The 17,909-nt window shown below is 73.4% G+C and carries 13 protein-coding genes and 1 pseudogene; 11 read left to right on the top strand and 3 right to left on the bottom strand.

Annotated elements, in window-relative coordinates; translation table 11 throughout:
- Positions 1–232 precede the first annotated feature (232 nt).
- From AB0B57_RS15910 to AB0B57_RS15925, 4 genes and pseudogenes are all read left to right on the top strand, one after another.
- A pseudogene (locus AB0B57_RS15910) lies at positions 233–556 on the top strand (phosphoribosyl-AMP cyclohydrolase); the annotation flags it as partial.
- 180 nt (positions 557–736) lie between these two features.
- Positions 737–1,168 (top strand): phosphoribosyl-AMP cyclohydrolase, encoded by a 432-nt coding sequence (hisI, locus tag AB0B57_RS15915; protein WP_357069921.1) that lies wholly within the window; start codon positions 737–739, stop codon positions 1,166–1,168.
- A 58-nt stretch (positions 1,169–1,226) separates the two neighbouring features.
- Complete coding sequence (locus tag AB0B57_RS15920; RefSeq protein WP_357069627.1) at positions 1,227–2,780, top strand: anthranilate synthase component I; 1,554 nt, start codon at positions 1,227–1,229, stop codon at positions 2,778–2,780.
- 172 nt (positions 2,781–2,952) lie between these two features.
- Positions 2,953–3,546, top strand: a complete 594-nt coding sequence (locus AB0B57_RS15925; protein WP_357069923.1) for a Trp biosynthesis-associated membrane protein — start codon at positions 2,953–2,955, stop codon at positions 3,544–3,546.
- Positions 3,547–3,575: 29 nt separating this feature from the next.
- On the opposite strand, the gene AB0B57_RS15930 is transcribed toward AB0B57_RS15925, so the two are convergent.
- Positions 3,576–3,845 (bottom strand): hypothetical protein, encoded by a 270-nt coding sequence (locus AB0B57_RS15930; RefSeq protein WP_357069629.1) that lies wholly within the window; start codon positions 3,843–3,845, stop codon positions 3,576–3,578.
- Between the two features lie 487 nt (positions 3,846–4,332).
- Here AB0B57_RS15930 and trpC point away from each other — a divergent pair, with 487 nt between their 5' ends.
- Genes trpC through trpA form a run of 3 tightly spaced genes read left to right on the top strand, consistent with a single transcriptional unit; the run spans position 4,333 to position 7,218 of the window.
- Positions 4,333–5,136 (top strand): indole-3-glycerol phosphate synthase TrpC, encoded by an 804-nt coding sequence (gene trpC / locus AB0B57_RS15935; protein WP_355032734.1) that lies wholly within the window; start codon positions 4,333–4,335, stop codon positions 5,134–5,136.
- 38 nt (positions 5,137–5,174) lie between these two features.
- The gene (gene trpB, locus AB0B57_RS15940) at positions 5,175–6,413 is read left to right on the top strand and encodes a tryptophan synthase subunit beta (protein WP_357069630.1); all 1,239 of its coding nucleotides are present in this window, start codon (positions 5,175–5,177) and stop codon (positions 6,411–6,413) included.
- A gap of 1 nt (position 6,414) precedes the next feature.
- Positions 6,415–7,218, top strand: a complete 804-nt coding sequence (gene trpA / locus AB0B57_RS15945) for a tryptophan synthase subunit alpha (protein WP_357069632.1) — start codon at positions 6,415–6,417, stop codon at positions 7,216–7,218.
- A gap of 73 nt (positions 7,219–7,291) precedes the next feature.
- Here the strand turns inward: trpA and AB0B57_RS15950 are convergent, their stop codons facing one another.
- Positions 7,292–7,957, bottom strand: coding sequence for an NUDIX hydrolase (locus AB0B57_RS15950; RefSeq protein WP_357069634.1), 666 nt, complete (start codon positions 7,955–7,957; stop codon positions 7,292–7,294).
- Between the two features lie 102 nt (positions 7,958–8,059).
- Between AB0B57_RS15950 and lgt the strand changes: the two genes are divergently transcribed.
- Positions 8,060–9,244 carry a prolipoprotein diacylglyceryl transferase gene (lgt, locus tag AB0B57_RS15955; protein ID WP_357069636.1) on the top strand — a complete coding sequence of 395 codons (1,185 nt, stop codon included), beginning with the start codon at positions 8,060–8,062 and terminating at the stop codon, positions 9,242–9,244.
- A gap of 15 nt (positions 9,245–9,259) precedes the next feature.
- The gene (locus tag AB0B57_RS15960) at positions 9,260–10,447 is read left to right on the top strand and encodes an NAD(P)/FAD-dependent oxidoreductase (RefSeq protein ID WP_357069638.1); all 1,188 of its coding nucleotides are present in this window, start codon (positions 9,260–9,262) and stop codon (positions 10,445–10,447) included.
- Positions 10,448–10,600: 153 nt separating this feature from the next.
- Here AB0B57_RS15960 and AB0B57_RS15965 read toward each other — a convergent pair whose 3' ends face one another.
- The gene (locus AB0B57_RS15965) at positions 10,601–11,446 is read right to left on the bottom strand and encodes a GNAT family N-acetyltransferase (RefSeq protein ID WP_357069641.1); all 846 of its coding nucleotides are present in this window, start codon (positions 11,444–11,446) and stop codon (positions 10,601–10,603) included.
- Positions 11,447–11,610: 164 nt separating this feature from the next.
- Here AB0B57_RS15965 and gltB point away from each other — a divergent pair, with 164 nt between their 5' ends.
- Both gltB and AB0B57_RS15975 read left to right on the top strand, forming a co-directional pair.
- Positions 11,611–16,302, top strand: a complete 4,692-nt coding sequence (gene gltB / locus AB0B57_RS15970) for a glutamate synthase large subunit (protein ID WP_357069926.1) — start codon at positions 11,611–11,613, stop codon at positions 16,300–16,302.
- Positions 16,295–17,830, top strand: coding sequence for a glutamate synthase subunit beta (locus AB0B57_RS15975; RefSeq protein ID WP_357069643.1), 1,536 nt, complete (start codon positions 16,295–16,297; stop codon positions 17,828–17,830). Before gltB ends, AB0B57_RS15975 begins: the two co-directional genes overlap by 8 nt.
- The last annotated feature ends 79 nt before the right edge of the window (positions 17,831–17,909 follow it).

The raw sequence follows: 17,909 nt of genomic DNA on the forward strand, positions 1-17,909 counted from the left end.
CAGTGACGTCGACCTCGACGTGTTGGTCGGCGGCGCGCCGTACGCCGAGCGACGGGCGTACCTGGCCGAAACCGCAGGCCGGGTCACCCACGTCTCGGTGGCCGCCCGCGACGTCCGCTCCTGGGTGCACCGGCTCGGCGAACCGGCCGACTGGGCGTTCGGGCTGCCGGTCACCGCGCCGGCGCGGCTGCTCTGGGCCGACCCGCACTGGCGGCCCCGGATCGACCTGCCGGTGCTCTGCCAACCCGCCGAGCCACCCCGACTCGAAGAGCTGATCGCCACGCTGGGTAAGGCGGCAGCCGCCCGAGCGGCCCACGACCGCCTCGGGGTCCGGCTCGCCGTCGCCGACCTGGCCCGCCTCTGCCCATCGGTGCTGCGCCCGGCCAATCCGTCGGTGCGGGTCCACTCCCGACGGGCGGCCTTCGCGGCGGCCCTGGACCTGCCGGTGGCCCCACCCGGTTACCGGGCGGACATGCTGCTCTGCCTCGGGTTGCGCCCGGGCACGACCGGCCAGCTCTGGGCCGCCGCCGTACGGCTGGTCGCCGGCACCCTGCCGTTGATCCGGCCGTACGCCGAGGAGATCGCCGAGGTGGCCGGCGCGGACCTGGCCGCCGCCCTGGTCGACGGTCGGCTGGAGCGGTACGTGGCCCAACTGGCCCGGCCCGACGGGCCCGCGCCGCAGCACCGCCGGGAGCGGGCGCCGGTACCCGCGCCCCGTACGGGACACTTGGTCACTGTGTCCGTACCTGACGCGCCGGCGACCGGCGTCCCCAGCGATCCGAGCGACCCGGTGACAGCCGCACCGGCTCGCCCGTCCCGACTCGACGCGGCCATCGCGGCCCGGCTGCGTCGCACCGCCGACGGTCTGGTCTGCGCGGTGGTCCGCGCGCACGACTCCGGCGAGGTGCTGATGGTCGCCTGGATGGACGACGAGGCGCTGCACCGCACCCTCACCACCGGCCGGGCCACCTACTGGTCGCGCAGTCGACGAGAATACTGGGTCAAGGGGGCCACCTCCGGGCACCACCAGTACGTCCGCTCGGTCGCCCTGGACTGCGACGGGGACGCCCTGCTGGTCAGCGTGGACCAGGTCGGTGCCGCCTGCCACACCGGGCACCGGACCTGCTTCTTCACCGAGTTGCCCGTCACCGCCCCGGAGGCACGGTGAGCGCTCGCAGCACGGTGCGGCGGAGCCCCGAAGTCGCGAACGAAAGGCAGCCCCAGCCATGACCGACGGCACCGTCAGCCCCGACCTGTCCACCTTCGGCGAGCTGGCCGCCGACTGGCGGGTGGTGCCGGTCACCCGACGGCTTTTGGCCGATGCGGAGACCCCGGTCGGGGTCTACCGGAAGTTGGCCGGTGGGCCGGGCACCTTCCTGCTCGAATCGGCCGAGCAGGGCGTCGGCTCGGCCGGCCTGGCCTGGTCGCGATACTCGTTCATCGGCGTTCGCAGCAGCGCGACCCTTGTCGAACGCGACGGCGTGGCGACCTGGCTCGGCCAGCCGCCGGCGGGGTTGCCCACCGAGGGTGACCCGGTGCGGGTGCTGCGGGAGACGGTGGCGGCGCTCGCCGGCCCGGTGGGGGACCCGTCCGACGACCTGCCGCCGCTGACCGGGGGCATGGTCGGCTACCTCGGCTACGACCTGGTCCGCCGCTTCGAGCGGCTGCCCGACCTGACCGAGGACGACCTCGGCGTGCCGGAGTTGGGCATGATGCTCGCCACCGACCTGGTGGTGCTCGACCACTACGACGGCTCGGCGATCCTGGTCGCCAACGCGGTGCTGCCGCCGTTGGACGCCCCGGACCGCGCCCCGCAGGTCACCGCCGCGTACCACCACGCGGTGGGCCGACTGGACGCGATGACCACGGCGCTGTCCCGGCCCATCCCGCCGATGATCTCCACCGTCGAGCGTCCGCCGGCCGGGGAGGTGCTCTGCCGTACGCCCGACGGCGGCTACCCGAAGGCGGTGGAGGCCGCCAAGGAGGCGATCCGGGCCGGGGAGTGCTTCCAGATCGTGCTCTCCCAGCGCTTCGAACGGTCGACGCACGCCGACCCGCTGGACGTCTACCGGGTGCTGCGCACCAGCAACCCCAGCCCGTACATGTACCTGCTGCGCTTCGACGGGTTCGACATCGTCGGCTCGTCCCCGGAGGCGCACCTGAAGGTCACCGGCGGCGCGGACGGGCGGCGTCGGGCGTTGCTGCACCCGATCGCCGGCACCCGGCCGCGTGGCGGCACCCCCGCCGCCGACGCCGTGCTCGCCGCGGAGCTGCTCGCCGACCCGAAGGAACGCGCCGAGCACGTGATGCTTGTCGACCTCGGCCGCAACGACCTGGGCCGGGTGTGTCAGCCCGGCAGCGTGGAGGTGCCCGAGTTCGCCACCATCGAGCGGTACAGCCACGTCATGCACATCGTCTCCACCGTCACCGGCACGTTGCGCGACGACCAGAGCGCGTTCGACGCGCTCGCCGCGACCTTCCCGGCCGGCACCCTCTCCGGTGCGCCGAAGGTGCGCGCCATGGAGATCATCGAGGAGTTGGAGCCGGTGCGCCGCGGCCTCTACGGCGGCACGGTGGGCTACTTCGGCTTCGGCGGCGACCTGGACATGGCGATCGCCATCCGGACCGCGCTCATCCGCGACGGCCGCGCCTACGTGCAGGCCGGGGCCGGGGTGGTGGCCGACTCGGACCCGGCCGCCGAGGACCAGGAGACGCGGAACAAGGCCGCCGCGGTGCTGGCGGCGATCGCGGCCGCCGAGACATTGCGGCCCGCCCGGTGAGCGCGAGGAGTTCAGCGCAGCGGGGCCCCGCAGTCGCGAGCGGAAGGCTGGCACGGGTGAGCGCGAGGAGTGCGGCGCAGCGGGGCCCCGCGGGCGCGAGCGGAAGGCTGGCACGGGTGAGCGCGAGGAGTGCAGCGCAGCGGGGCCCCGCGGGCGCGAGCGAGAGGCTGGTCTGGTGAGTGCCGGCGAGCGGTCCGCCGGGGGCCGGCGCGAGTTGACGTACGCCGTGTTGCTCTGTCTGGTCGGCGCGGGCCTGGCGCTGTGGGCCGCGACGCGGATCTGGTCGGTGGAGCTGACCGCACGTCCGGCGCCGCTGCCGCCGGTACGGGAGACCCACAGCGGTGCCGGGCTGTTGCCCTGGTTGCCGGCGTTGGCCCTGGTGACGGTGGCCGGCGGTGGTGCGGTGCTGGCTACCCGGGGCCGGCTGCGGCGGGTGCTCGGCGCGCTGCTCGGTGTGCTCGCCCTGGCCGTGGCGGCCGGCGGTGGGTACGGGCTGGTTGTCGACGTCGAGGGCTCGGTGAGCCGGCAGTGGCCGGCGCTCTGCCTGCTCGGTGGTCTGCTGGCCGCCGTGGGCGGTTTCTGGACGGCGTCGCGCGGTGGCGGCTGGCCGGCGATGGGTGCCCGGTACGAGCGGCCGGCCCGGACCGCTCGGGAGGCCGCGTCCGCGCCGGCTGGCGCATCGGAGCCGTCCGCCCCGATGGCCGGGCGGCGGACCACCGAGGCGTGGGATGCGCTGGACCGGGGTGAGGACCCGACGGCCGACTGACGCGTCGGCTCGTACCGCCGGCGGGGTTGTCAGCCGACTGGCTGACGGTCCCGCTGCGGGCGGTGACTGGCGGCGCGGGCGGCGGTCAGCTCGGCCACCATGCGGTTCAGTGCGGCTCGCTGTTCGGCGCGGGCCCGGTCGGCGCAGACCGCCTCCCAGGCGTTGCCCCGCGCGGTGCGCATCCGTCCCTCGCCCACCACGGCCCGCTCCAGGGTGTGCACCACCCCGACGGCGAGCGACGCCACAGTCCGCGAGATGGTCGTCAGGCCGATGGTCGCTTGCGGCTCGGACATGCTCATGGTCACCTCGCACGAGGGGTTGCGACGGTCGGGGCAGGCGCGCCATCGAGTCTGCCCGAGGACGATGCTGGCCGGCTGACGTTTCGCCGTCGTGACCGCCCGGTCAACTGTCCCGCCCCGGTCGTGACCAGGGCCCGTCCGTTCGGCCTTGACCTTGCTCACAACATCGATCAACGCCGTTGTCGTCGAGCGCCGGTCGGCAACTGGTGGCATGATCGATGCAACGGCACGGTCTGACCGCGGCCGCCAGGCTCCATACCGCGTGGCGATTGTCGATACGGGAGGTGGCGCTGCGTGACACACCCTTCACGGCAAGTCGGCCATTATGCCGCAGCCCTTTTCGTGAGCAGCGCCATACCCCCGGCATTCGGCGTCGGTCGGCTGCCCCTAGCATCGGCCCATGACGCCCGGAGAGGGGAGTCCGTTGGTGACTGCTGAGCATGCGCACGCGGAGGGGGACGAGGCCGGTCAGGCAGCGTCCGTAAGCGTGCTCGACGAGATTCTGGCTGGCGTGCGTGAGGACGTCGCCCGACGCCAGGAGCAGGTTCCGCTGGAGCGGATCCGTGAACTGGCCGCGGCGGCACCGCCGCCACTGGACGCGTACGCGGCGCTGCGTAAGCCCGGCGTGGCAGTGATCGCCGAGGTGAAGCGCTCGTCGCCGTCCAAGGGGCGGCTGGCCGAGATCGCCGATCCGGCCGATCTGGCGGTCGACTACGCGGCCGGTGGGGCGCGGGCGATCAGCGTGCTGACCGAGGGGCGCTGGTTCGGCGGTTCGCTTGACGACCTGGCGGCCGTCCGCGCCGCGGTGAGCGTGCCGGTGTTGCGCAAGGACTTCGTGGTCTCCAGCTACCAGGTGCACGAGGCACGCGCGCACGGTGCCGACCTGGTCCTGCTGATCGTCGCCGCGCTTGAGCAGAACGTGCTGATGGGTCTGCTGGAGCGGATCGAGTCGCTGGGCATGACCGCGCTGGTCGAGGTGCACGACGAGGAAGAGGCCGACCGCGCTCTGGAGGCGGGCGCGCAGGTGATCGGGGTCAACGCCCGTGACCTGCGTACCCTGGAGGTCGACAGGTCCGTTTTCGAGCGGATCGCGCCCGGCCTGCCCAGCAGTGTTGTCAAGATCGCCGAATCCGGCGTTCGTGGCCCGCACGACCTGATCCGGTACGCCTCCGCGGGCGCCGACGCGGTCCTCGTGGGCGAGGGCCTGGTCACGCAGAAGAGCCCCCGCGAGGCGGTCGCCGAGCTCGTCAACGCGGGCAACCATCCGGCGACGCCCCGGCCGGTGCGCTGACCCCGCACCGGAGCGCCGCCCCACCGAGAGGATTTCCGATGAGCGCCGACGCGCTGGCCCCGCAGGCCGGCCCGCAGCCCGACTCCGCCGGCCACTTCGGCCGCTTCGGCGGTCGGTTCGTTCCCGAGGCACTGGTGGCCGCGCTGGACGAGCTCGACGGGGCGTGGCGTACGGCGATGACTGACGAGTCCTTCCGGGCCGAGTTCGACGCGCTGCTGCGCGACTACGCGGGCACGCCGTCGCTGCTCTACGAGGCCCGGCGGTTCTCCGCGAAGATCGGTGCGCGGGTGCTGCTCAAGCGCGAGGACCTCAACCACACCGGCGCGCACAAGGTGCGCAACGTGCTCGGCCAGGCGCTGCTCACCAAGCGGATGGGCAAGACCCGGGTGATCGCCGAGACCGGTGCCGGCCAGCACGGCGTGGCCACCGCGACCGCCGCCGCCCTGTTCGACCTGGAGTGCGTGGTCTACATGGGCCAGGTCGACACCGAGCGGCAGGCGCTCAACGTGGCCCGGATGCGGATGCTCGGTGCCACTGTCGTTCCGGTCACCAACGGCTCGCGCACCCTCAAGGACGCGATGAACGAGGCGATGCGCGACTGGGTGGCCAACGTCGACGAGACGCACTACCTGATCGGCACCGCCGCCGGTCCGCACCCGTTCCCGGCGATGGTCCGCGACTTCGTCCGGGGCATCGGTGACGAGGCCCGCCAGCAGTGCCTCGACCTCACCGGCGCACTGCCGGACGCGGTCACCGCCTGCGTCGGCGGTGGCTCCAACGCGTTGGGCGTCTTCCACGCGTTCGTCGGTGACGAGACCGTGCGGCTGTACGGCTTCGAGGCCGGCGGCGACGGGGTGGCCACCGGTCGGCACGCGGCGAGCATCACCGGCGGGTCCGCCGGCGTGCTGCACGGCACCCGCACCTACGTGCTGCAGGACGCCGACGGGCAGACGCTGGAGTCGCACTCGATCTCCGCCGGCCTGGACTACCCGGGCGTCGGGCCCGAGCACGCCTGGCTGCACGACACCGGCCGGGCGAGCTACCTGCCGGTCACCGACGACGAGGCGATGGCCGCGTTCGAGCTGCTCTGCCGCACCGAGGGGATCATCCCGGCGATCGAGAGCGCCCACGCGCTGGCCGGCACCGTCGCGCTGGCCCCGAAGCTCGCCGCCGAGCTGGGCCGGGAGCCGACCATCGTGGTCAACCTGTCCGGGCGGGGCGACAAGGACGTGCACACCGCCGGCGACTACTTCGGCATTCTCGACAAGGAGCGGTGAGATGAGCCGGATCGGGGTGGCCTTCGACAAGGCCCGCGCCGACGGGCGGGCACTGCTGGTCGGCTGCATGCCGGCCGGGTTCCCGACCGTCGAGGGCAGCATCGCCGCGATGACCGCCATGGTCGAGGCCGGCGTCGACGTCATCGAGGTGGAGATCCCCTACTCCGACCCGGTGATGGACGGGCCGGTGATCCAGAAGGCCAGTGACATCGCGCTGGCCGGCGGCGTCCGCACCGCGGACACTCTGCGCATCATCGAGGCCGTGGCGGCCACCGGCGCTCCGGTGGTCACCATGACCTACTGGAACCCGGTCGAGCGGTACGGCGTGGACGTGTTCGCCCGTGACCTCGCCGCCGCCGGTGGCACCGGTCTGATCACCCCCGACCTCATTCCCGACGAGGCGGCCGAGTGGCTGGCCGCCTCGGACGCACACGGGCTGGACCGCACGTTCCTGGTGTCGCCGTCGTCCACCGACGCACGGCTGGCGATGACCGTGCAGCACTGCCGTGGCTTCGTCTACGCGACCGCGGTCATGGGTGTGACGGGCGCCCGGACACGTACCTCCGATGCCGCTCCGACGCTTGTCTCCCGCGTGCGGGAGGTCACCGACCTGCCCGTGGGCGTCGGCCTGGGCGTGGGCACCGGTGCGCAGGCCGCCACCGTCGCCGGGTACGCCGACGGGGTGATCGTCGGCAGCGCGCTGATCCGCTGCCTGCTCGACGCGCCCACCGAGGCCGACGGGCTGGCCGCCCTGCGCACCCTCAGCGCCGAGCTGGCCGAGGGCGTCCACAACCCCACCCGCTGAGCTGCCGCTCCGCTGTTCGGGCGGCGCCCGCCAGGCGCGCCCAGCACGGGAGCGGTCTCGGGCCGGTGCTCCGTCAGGGTAGGCGGGACGGGCCCGTGTACGCCTCGCCACGCTGCTCCGGCGGCTGGCCAGCGCCCGGTCGCCCGTCCTGGTCAGTCGGCTGGCCTGCCCCGGTGGGCTGGTCCGTTACCGCCGGCTGGCCTGCCCCGGTGGGCTGGTTCCTCCCCACCGGCTGGCCCTCCCCGGTGGGGTGGGGCGCGACCGGCGCCGCGAGGTCGAGGGTGTCGGGCGTCCGGAGGACGCGCCGGAGCGTGCCGGAGCGGCCGGCGATCGCGTCGCCGACCGCGGCCCGGGTGAGTGGGGTGGCCGCCTCGGGCAGCGCGGCGGGTGTGTGCCAGGACAGGCGGCAACCCGGCAGTGGGTCGGCGGTCGGTCGAACATCGACCGCGCGGGCTCGAAACACGTGCACGAGGACGTCCGGCAGCGGCCCGGCGCGTCCGGCCGGGGTTTGCCTCGGCGGACCGGTCAGGTGGTAGAGGCCCACCAGGTCGACAAGCTCGATCTCCCAGCCGGTCTCCGCGCGGATGTCCCGCAGGGCCGCCTGCGTCGGGCTCTCGGCCGGGCGCAGCCGTCCACCGGGTAGTGCGTGGCGGCGCTCACCCCGGCCCTGCCGGCAGAGCAGCACCCGGCCGGTGTCGTCGGTGACGACCGCGGCGACCGCCCAGGTGAGCGCGCTCATGGACAAAGAGCGTACGGCGGTGCAAACCAGAAGTCACCGAAATGCGCGCCCCAGCGGCCCGGGGTGCCGCTACGGGGGTGTGCAGCGGTAGCGTGTGCACCCGTGACCCTCGCCTCGCTGGCCCCCCAGGCGGCCCTGCCCAGTCCCAGCACCGCGGTCTGGCAACTCGGGCCGGTGCCGATCCGGGCGTACGCGCTCTGCATCATCGCCGGCATCGTGCTGGCCTGCTGGGTGACGGAGCGCCGGCTGCGGCAGCGCGGCGTCGCGCCCGGCGCGGTGCTCGACATCGCCGTCTGGGCGGTGCCGACGGGCATCATCGGTGCCCGGATCTACCACGTCGTCACCTCACCGGAGAAATACTTCGGCGCCGGTGGTGACCCGATGAAGGCGTTCGCCATCTGGGAGGGTGGTCTCGGCATCTGGGGCGCCGTCGCCGGTGGCGCGGTCGGTGTGTACATTGCCGCCCGGCAGCTCGGCATCCCGTTCGGGGTGGTGGCCGACGCGGTGGCACCCGGGCTGGCGCTGGCCCAGGCGGTCGGCCGGGTCGGCAACTGGTTCAACAACGAGCTGTTCGGTGGCCGCACCACCCTCCCGTGGGGCCTCGAGATCCACCGGATGGATCCGGACAACCCGGGGCACGCGCTGCGTGACGACGCCGGGCAGCCGATCCTCGAACCGGGTCTCTACCAGCCGACGTTCCTCTACGAGGCGCTGTGGAACCTCGGCGTCGTCGCCCTGGTCCTCGTCCTCGACCGCCGGTTGAAGCTGGGCCGCGGCCGGGCGTTCGCGCTCTACGTGATGGGCTACACCGTCGGCCGGTTCTGGATCGAGCTGATGCGCACCGACGAGGCCAACCAGATTTTCGGCGTCCGACTCAACGTCTGGACCGCCGGCCTGGTCTTCCTCGGCGCCTTGATCTACTTCGTCCGGGTGCGCGGCCCTCGCGACTACCTGATCCCGCTCGGCGCGGCGGCGACACCGACCCCGCCCCCCACCTCCGACCTGTCCCAGGTCGACCTCTCCGAGCGAGAGACCCCCGCGCGGGCCACCGCGCCGGAGGGCTACCGGGTGGTCAGCGAGGAGCAGTACGCCGCCTGGCAGGACACCGGCGTCATGCCGCCGGAGCCGGCCACCGATCAGGACTCCCGCCCGGGCGGCGAGCCGCTCGGTGCCGCGGCACCCGTCGCCGGCTCGTCGACCGACGACGAGTCGCCGGACGAGGCGACGGCATCGAGTGCCGAGCGGGCCGACGCCGCAGGCGTGCGCCCCGCCGACCGGGACAGCTGAGCGGAGGCGGCACCAATGCGAAGCGCGGTGGTGGTCGGCGCAGGGGTCGGTGGCCTCGCGGTGGCCGGCGCGCTGGCCCGGTCCGGCTGGCAGGTCACTGTGTTGGAGCGGGCCGAACGGATCCGCCCCGAACCGACCGCCGTGGTGCTCTGGCCCAACGGAGTCCGCGCGCTGCAGGCCCTCGGCCTCGGCGCGGGCCTGGCCGCCATCGCCACCCCACTGCCCGACGGTGGGGTCCGTCGCCCCGACGGGCACTGGCTCGTGCAGCCTCGGCCTATCCCGGCCGACCGGATGCCGGTCGTGGTGCACCGCGAGGACCTGCACGACGCGCTGATCGCCGGCCTCGGCGAGCGGGTCGAGCTGCGTACCGGAGTGACCGTGCGCCACGTCCGGGTCGAGCCGGGGGAACGGCCGGCGGTCAGCGACGGACGGCACCTCATCGAGGCCGACCTGGTGGTCGCCGCCGACGGCACGGACAGCGGCATCCGCCGCCAGCTCGCCCCCGAGTCCCGGGTGATCAGCTCCGGATGTGCGGCCTGGCGGGCCGTCATTCCCTGGTACCAGGCACCTCGGCTGCCCGACGACCAACCGCTGGCCGGTGAGATCCTCGGTGCCGGTTACCGGTTCGTGGCCGCCTCGCTTGGCGATCGCGGTTCCTCGGGTGGGTCCACCCGGGGTGGCATCTACTGGGTGGCCACCGCCGCTGGCGCGCCACGCCCGGAGCCGCCGGAGACCCAGCTCGCTCTCCTGCGCCGCTGGTACGCGGGCTGGCCCGCCCCGATCGGCGCGCTGCTCGACGCCACCGACCCGGCCGACCTGGTTCAGCAGGAGGTCCGCGAGTTACGTCCGCTGCCCCGTGCGTACGGGTTCCCGGTCGGGCCGGGCGGAGTGGTGCTGCTCGGTGACGCGGCGCACGCCATGCCGCCGCACCTGGGGCAGGGCGCCTGCCTGGCGTTCGAGGACGCCGCCACGCTGGCCTCCCTGCTGCGCGAGGCGCGGCTGCCCGACGCGGTGCAGGCGTATGACCGGGTGCGCCGCCCCCGGGCCGCGACGGTGGTCCGGCAGACCCGGCGGATGTCGGCGGTGCTCCAGACTCGCGGCCGGCTGGCGTTGCGCGCCCGGGACGCCGCACTAGGCACGATCAACACCCGCCTACTCTCCAGCGCCGCCGCCTCCGCCGCCCAATGGCGCCCCCCAGCCTGACCCACCCCCACCCCCACCGCGCCCGAGCCCCCACCCCACTCTCCCGTCGATCATGGAGTTGTGGTGGTGGACAAAGGTGGTAAACCCGCCCCAATCCGGCACCACAAGTCCTTGATCGACCAAGGAAGTGGGTGGGGCGCGCGGGGATTTTGGTTAGGGGATCAGGGGGGTGGGTTCGGCTATGCAGGCGGTGCCGATGCGGCGGAAGCCGACCCGCAGATAGACCCGGGCGATGTCGTCGCTGCCCGCGGACAGGAAGATCAGGTCGGTGCCGGCGGCGTGCAGCTCGCGGGCGAGGGTGGCGGTGAGCGCGGCGCCCAGCCCGCGTCGGCGGGCGGCCGGCAGGGTGGCCACGCCGGCGATCTCCGCGACGTCGCCCACGCGCATGGCCATGCCACTGGCCAGCGCACCGTCGGTCGGGGTGCCGGCGAGTGCGGAGATCCGTCGGCCGTCGGCGATCCGGGTCCGCTCCTCGTCGAGCGCGGCCAACTCGAGTTCGGTGACGGCGGCGTCCCGCTCGGCCGGGCCGGCCGCACCGGGTGCGGTGCCGGCGGCGGCGAACGACACGGCTGCCACCGCGCGCCGGGCGGCGACGTCGGCGGCGAAGCCGGGGGAGTCCGCGGCCAGCACCCGCACCGGGACGTCGGACAGCGTCGCCGGGTCGGGCAGCGCGGTCGGATCCAGCACCATCAGCGGTGCCTCCAGCACGCTCAGCCCCGCCGAGCGGGCCACCGCCAGCAGCTCGGGAGTCGTCTCGTGCACCCACTCGAAGGCTTCCGGCAGGCCCAGCTCGCGCTGCCGCTCGCGTACCGAGGTCACGTCGGCCAGGGACGGCGGCTCGCCGGCGCCGATCCGGGGACGGGCGTAGAACGGCCAGCCGGCACCCTCGCGGACGAACAGCACCAGACCGCCATGCTCCTGCGCGGCGGCGACGTCGCGGGGCACCGCGTCGTAGAAGTGTTCCAACCGGTCGAAGATGTCCCTGTGTAGCGGATCCACCGCGCGAGACTACACGTCTCAGACTCTGGACGGTGTGATCAATCTCGGGTGGCAGTGCGTGCCTGGCCCTAACGTAGACTCAATAGACCCACGGGCCGACGTCGTCCCCTGCATGATCAACCTGAGTGACGACAGGAGGCCCGGTGGCTCAGCCGTACGCGGAAATGACACAGCCGCACCCGCACAGCCCGCAGGCGTCCCCGACGCCCGGCACCCGCCCGTCCGCCCAGGGCCTCTACGACCCCGGGCAGGAGCACGACGCCTGCGGCGTGGCCTTCGTGGCGGACCTGCACGGTCGCCGTTCACACGCGGTCGTCGCCAACGGGCTCGGCGCGCTCTGCCGCCTGGACCACCGAGGTGCCCGGGGCGCGGAGCCGAACACCGGCGATGGCGCCGGCATCATGATCCAGGTGCCCGACGCGTTCTTGCGCGCGGCGGCCGGCGTCGCGTTACCCCCGGCGGGCGAGTACGCCACCGGGCTGGTCTTCCTGCCCGACGACGACGCCGCCGAGGCGCGTGCCCGGCAGGTCTTCGAGAAGTACGCCCTGGTCGAGGGCGCCGACGTGCTCGGCTGGCGGGATGTGCCGATCGCCCCGGAGGGGCTCGGCGAGACCGCCCTGGCGGCGATGCCCCGGGTCCGGCAGGTCTTCGTGGCCGCGCGCCGGCTCACCGACTCACCCGCCGGCCCGGCCGGCTCCGCGCTGAGCGGCATCGAGCTGGACCGGGTGGCGTTCTGCCTGCGCAAGCAGGCCGAACGCGAGACCGCCGAGCGGGGCGTGCCGGCCTACTTCCCGTCCCTGTCCAGCCGGACGATCGTCTACAAGGGCATGCTCACCCCCGACCAGTTGCCGGCGTTCTACCCGGACCTGCGTGACGAGCGGGTGGACAGCGCGATCGCGCTCGTGCACTCCCGCTTCTCCACCAACACGTTCCCGTCCTGGCCACTGGCGCACCCGTACCGGTTCATCGCCCACAACGGCGAGATCAACACGATCCGCGGCAACCGCAACTGGATGCAGGCCCGCGAGGCGCTGCTGCGTTCGCCGAAGGTGCCGGGCAACATCCGGCGGGTCTTCCCGGTCTGCACCCCCGCCGCCTCCGACTCGGCGAACTTCGACGAGGTCCTGGAGCTGCTGCACCTGGCCGGGCGGAGCCTGCCGCACGCGGTGCTCATGATGATCCCCGAGGCCTGGGAGAACGACCCGGGCATGGAGCCGGCCAAGCGGGCCTTCTACCGCTTCCACGCCAGCCTCATGGAGCCGTGGGACGGGCCGGCGTCGGTGGCCTTCACCGACGGCGACATCGTCGGCGCCGTACTGGACCGCAACGGGCTGCGCCCGGGTCGCTGGTGGCAGACCGACGACGGCCTCGTGGTGCTCGGTTCCGAGGCGGGCGTGCTCGACCTCGACCCGGCGCACGTGGTGGCGAAGGGGCGGCTCCAGCCGGGCAAGATGTTCCTGGTCGACACCGTTGCCGGCCGCATCGTGCACGACGAGGAGATCAAGTCCGAGTTGGCCGCCGCGCAGCCGTACGGCGAGTGGCTGCACGCCGGGCTGATCGAGCTGGACGACCTGCCGGCCCGCGAGCACACCGTCTACACCCACGACTCGGTGCGCCGCCGGCAGCAGACCTTCGGGTACACCCAGGAGGAGCTCAAGATCCTGCTCGCGCCGATGGCCCGTACCGGCGCCGAGCCGCTCGGCTCGATGGGCACGGACACTCCGATCTCGCCGCTGTCCACCCGGCCGCGGCTGCTCTACGACTACTTCCATCAGCTCTTCGCCCAGGTCACCAACCCGCCGCTGGACGCCATCCGCGAGGAGTTGGTGACCAGCCTGGCGTCCACGATCGGGCCGGAGGGCAACCTGCTCGACCCGGGCGCGGCGAGCTGTCGGCAGATCGTGCTGCCGCACCCGATCATCGACAACGACGAGCTGGCGAAGATCCTCTCCATCGACGAGGACGGCGACCTGCCCGGCTTCAAGGCGGTCCGGGTGTCCGGCCTGTACCGCATCCGAGAGGGCGCCGCCGGGATCAGGGCGCGGCTGACCGAGATCTGCCGGCACGTCTCCGAGGCGATCGAGGACGGCGTCCGCATCCTGGTGCTCTCCGACCGGGACTCCAACGCCGACCTGGCGCCGATCCCGTCGCTGCTGCTCACCGCCGCCGTGCACCAGCACCTGGTACGCGAGCAGACCCGCACCCAGGCGGCGCTGATCGTCGAGTCCGGCGACTGCCGGGAGGTGCACCACGCGGCGGTGCTGATCGGCTACGGCGCGGCGGCGGTCAACCCGTACCTGGCGTTCGAGTCGGTCGAAGACATGATCCACACTGGCGCGCTGGCCGGTGTGGAGCCCGCCGCGGCGGTACGCAACTACGCGAAGGCGCTCGGCAAGGGCGTCCTGAAGATCATGTCGAAGATGGGCATCTCGACGGTCTCCTCGTACTGCGGGGCCCAGGTCTTCGAGGCGGTCGGCCTGGACGGCCGGCTGATCGACCGCTACTTCCGGGGTACGCCCAGCCGCATCGGCGGTGTGGGTCTCGCGGGCGTGCACACCGAGGTGGCGGCACGGCACGCGCTGGCCTGGCCGCCGGCGGGCACCGCCGACTCCGACCGCCTCGAGGTCGGCGGCGAGTACCAGTGGCGCCGCGAGGGTGAGCTGCACCTGTTCAACCCGGAGACGGTCTTCCTGCTCCAGCACGCCACCCGCAGCCGGCAGTACGACGTGTTCCGGCAGTACACCGCCAAGGTCGACGCGCTCGCCGCGCAGGCCGGCTCGCTGCGGGGGCTGTTCACGCTGCGCACCGGTGTTCGTCCGGCGGTTGCTCTCGACGAGGTCGAGCCGGCCTCCGAGATCGTGAAGCGGTTCGCCACCGGCGCCATGTCGTACGGGTCGATCTCCGCCGAGGCGCACGAGACCCTCGCCATCGCCATGAACCGGCTCGGCGGCAAGTCCAACACCGGTGAGGGTGGCGAGGACGTCGAGCGGCTGCACGACCCGACCCGCCGTTCGGCGGTCAAGCAGATCGCCAGCGGCCGGTTCGGCGTGACAAGCGAATACCTGGTCAACGCCGACGACCTCCAGATCAAGATGGCGCAGGGCGCCAAGCCCGGTGAGGGCGGTCAGCTGCCCGGCAACAAGGTCTGGCCGTGGATCGCCCGTACCCGGCACGCCACGCCCGGCGTGGGCCTGATCTCCCCGCCACCGCACCACGACATCTACTCCATCGAGGACCTGGCCCAGCTCGTCCACGACCTGAAGTGCGTCAACCCGGCCGCCCGGGTGCACGTCAAGCTGGTCAGTGAGGTCGGCGTCGGCACTGTCGCGGCCGGTGTCGCGAAGCTGAAGGCCGACGTCATCCTCATCTCCGGCCACGACGGCGGCACGGGCGCGTCCCCGATGAACTCGCTCAAGCACGCCGGCACCCCGTGGGAGCTGGGGCTGGCCGAGGCCCAGCAGACGTTGCTGCTCAACAAGCTGCGCGACCGGGTCACCGTGCAGGTCGACGGTCAGCTCAAGACCGGCCGCGACGTGCTGGTCGCGGCGCTGCTCGGCGCGGAGGAGTTCGGCTTCGCGACCGCGCCGCTGATCGTCGAGGGCTGCGTGATGATGCGGGTGTGCCACCTGGACACCTGCCCGGTCGGCATCGCCACCCAGAACCCGGTGCTGCGGGAGCGCTTCACCGGCAAGCCGGAGTTCGTGGAGAACTTCTTCCTGTTCCTCGCCGAGGAGGTCCGGGGTTACCTGGCCGAGTTGGGCTTCCGGTCCATCGAGGAGGCGATCGGGCAGTCCGAGCTGCTCGACGTGGCCCCGGCGCTGACGCACTGGAAGGCACACGGCCTGGACCTGGCGCCCGTGCTGCACCTGCCGGAGCTGCCCGCCGGTACGGCCCGGCGCGGCGTCCGCGCGCAGGATCACGGCCTGGACCAGGCACTGGACAACGAGCTGATCGCGCTGGCCCGTCCCGCGCTCGACGGGGGTGCGCCGGTACGGGTCGAGGTGGCGGTGCGCAACGAGCACCGCAGCGTCGGCGCGATGCTCGGCGGCGAGGTGACCCGTCGTTTCGGCGGTGCCGGCCTTCCGGACGACACCATCGAGTTCGTGCTGCACGGCACGGCGGGGCAGTCCTTCGGCGCGTTCCTGCCGCGCGGGGTGACCCTGCGGCTGCACGGCGACGCCAACGACTACGTGGGCAAGGGCCTCTCCGGCGGGCGGCTCGTCGTCCGTCCGGACGCCGCCGCGCCGTTCCTCGACCCGGACGCCGAGCCCGGCAGGCGCGCGGAGGACCAGATCATCGCCGGCAACACCATCCTGTACGGGGCCACCGCCGGCGAGGTCTTCCTGCGCGGGCGGGTGGGGGAGCGGTTCGCGGTGCGCAACTCCGGCGCGGTCGCGGTGGTCGAGGGTGTCGGCGACCACGGCTGCGAGTACATGACCGGTGGCACGGTGGTGGTGCTCGGCGCGACCGGCCGCAACTTCGCCGCCGGCATGTCCGGCGGTACGGCGTTCGTGCACCACCTGGACCACTCCCGCGTCAACGCGGAGCTGGTCGACCTGGCGCCGCTGAGCGAGCAGGAGCAGACGCTGCTACACGAGCTGGTCCAGCGGCACGTGGCCGAGACCGGCTCGGCGGTCGCCGAGGAGCTGCTCAAGCGGTGGCCGGAGGCGGTCACCGAGTTCACCACGGTGGTCCCCCGCGACTACCGCCGGGTTATGGAGATCATGCGGGCCGCCGAAGCCGCCGGCCGCGACGTCGACGACGCGGTCATGAAAGAACTGACCGCACCCGCTGTGCCGGCGATGCCGGTGCCGCCCGCCCCGCGGGTGGCGGCCCAGGAGGTGGCACGTGCCTGACCCGAACGGTTTCCTGCGCTACGACCGGCGACTGCCGGCCCGCCGCCCGGTGCCGGTGCGGATCAGCGACTGGCGGGAGGTGTACCCACCGGCCGGCGAGGAACTGGTCCGTGAGCAGGCCACCCGCTGCATGGACTGCGGCATCCCGTTCTGCCACGACGGTTGTCCGCTGGGCAACCGCATCCCGGACTGGAACGACCTGGTGCGCACCGGCAACTGGGACGCGGCGGTGGAGTCGCTGCACGCCACCAACAACTTCCCGGAGTTCACCGGCCGGCTCTGCCCGGCGCCCTGCGAGGCGGCCTGCGTGTTGGGCATCTCCGGTGGCCAGCCGGTGACCATCAAGCAGGTCGAGGTGGAGATCGCCGACGCCGCCGCGGCGCGTGGGTTCACCCCTGCGCCGGTGCCGGCGCCGTCCGGCCGGTCGGTCGCCGTGGTCGGCTCCGGGCCCGCCGGTCTGGCCGCCGCCCAGCAACTGGCCCGCGCCGGTCACGCGGTGACGGTGTACGAGCGCGACGACGCGATCGGTGGCCTGCTCCGGTACGGCATCCCCGACTTCAAGTTGGAGAAGCGGCACATCGACGCCCGGTTGGCCCAGCTCACCGCCGAGGGGGTGCGCTTCCGCACCGGTGTGAACGTCGGGGTGGACGTCACCGCCGAGCAGTTGCGTGCCGAGCACGACGCGGTGTTGCTGGCCTGCGGCGCGTTGCAGGGCCGGGACACTCCGGAGACTCCGGGGCGGCCGCTTCGGGGCGTACACCAGGCAATGGCGCACCTGGTCGCGGCCAATCGCGCGGTCGCCACCGGGGCCAGCGACGAGCCCGGGGTCGCGGTGACCGGCGAGGGCCGGGCGGGGCGCGCGGTGTTGCCGGACGGCACGCCGATCGACGCGGCCGGCAAGCACGTGGTGATCATCGGTGGCGGTGACACGGCGGCCGACTGCCTCGGCGTGGCGCACCGGCAGGGCGCGGCCGGCGTGCACCAACTCGACCTGTACCCGCAGCCGCCCCGGGAGCGCGACGAGGCACGGGACCCGTGGCCGACCTGGCCGTGGATCCTGCGCAGCTACCCGGCGCACGAGGAGGGCGGCGAGCGGGTGTTCGCCGTCGCGGTGCAGGAGTTCGTGGACGACGGCACCGGCCAGGTGCGGGCGGTGCGGATCGCCGAGGTGACGGTGGAGAAGCGCGACGGCCGGCGGGTCGTCACCGTCGTGCCCGGTTCCGAGCGGGAGCTGCCGGCCGATCTGGTGCTGCTGGCGATCGGCTTCGAGGGCACCGAGCAGCAGCCGCTGCTGGCCCAGTTCGGCGTGACCCGTAACCCGCGGGGTGCCATCGACGCCCGCGACGACTGGCAGACCGACGCCGACGGGGTGTTCGTGGCCGGTGACATGCACCGGGGCGCCTCGCTGATCGTCTGGGCCATCGCCGAGGGTCGTGCGGCGGCCGCCGCCATCCACGGTTACCTGGGTGGTGTCGGTGCGTTGCCGGCCCCGGTCGGCTCGGCCGCGCAGGCCCTCGCCGTTCGCTGACGTCGGGGCGTCCGGCCGGTACGGCAGTTTGCTGCCGGACCGGCCGGACATTCCCGCCGGTGAGTCCACTCACAAATAT

This window comes from Micromonospora sp. NPDC049101, assembly GCF_040648675.1.
In the GTDB taxonomy this organism is placed as follows: Bacteria; Actinomycetota; Actinomycetes; order Mycobacteriales; family Micromonosporaceae; genus Micromonospora.

Coding starts and splice junctions, on each gene's coding strand:
- AB0B57_RS15950 (WP_357069634.1), bottom strand. CDS start 7,957: ATGAGCGCGCTCACCTGGGCGGTCGCCGCGGTCGTCACCGACGACACC.
- gltB (WP_357069926.1), top strand. CDS start 11,611: ATGACACAGCCGCACCCGCACAGCCCGCAGGCGTCCCCGACGCCCGGC.
- AB0B57_RS15960 (WP_357069638.1), top strand. CDS start 9,260: ATGCGAAGCGCGGTGGTGGTCGGCGCAGGGGTCGGTGGCCTCGCGGTG.
- trpB (WP_357069630.1), top strand. CDS start 5,175: ATGAGCGCCGACGCGCTGGCCCCGCAGGCCGGCCCGCAGCCCGACTCC.
- trpA (WP_357069632.1), top strand. CDS start 6,415: ATGAGCCGGATCGGGGTGGCCTTCGACAAGGCCCGCGCCGACGGGCGG.
- AB0B57_RS15920 (WP_357069627.1), top strand. CDS start 1,227: ATGACCGACGGCACCGTCAGCCCCGACCTGTCCACCTTCGGCGAGCTG.
- AB0B57_RS15930 (WP_357069629.1), bottom strand. CDS start 3,845: ATGAGCATGTCCGAGCCGCAAGCGACCATCGGCCTGACGACCATCTCG.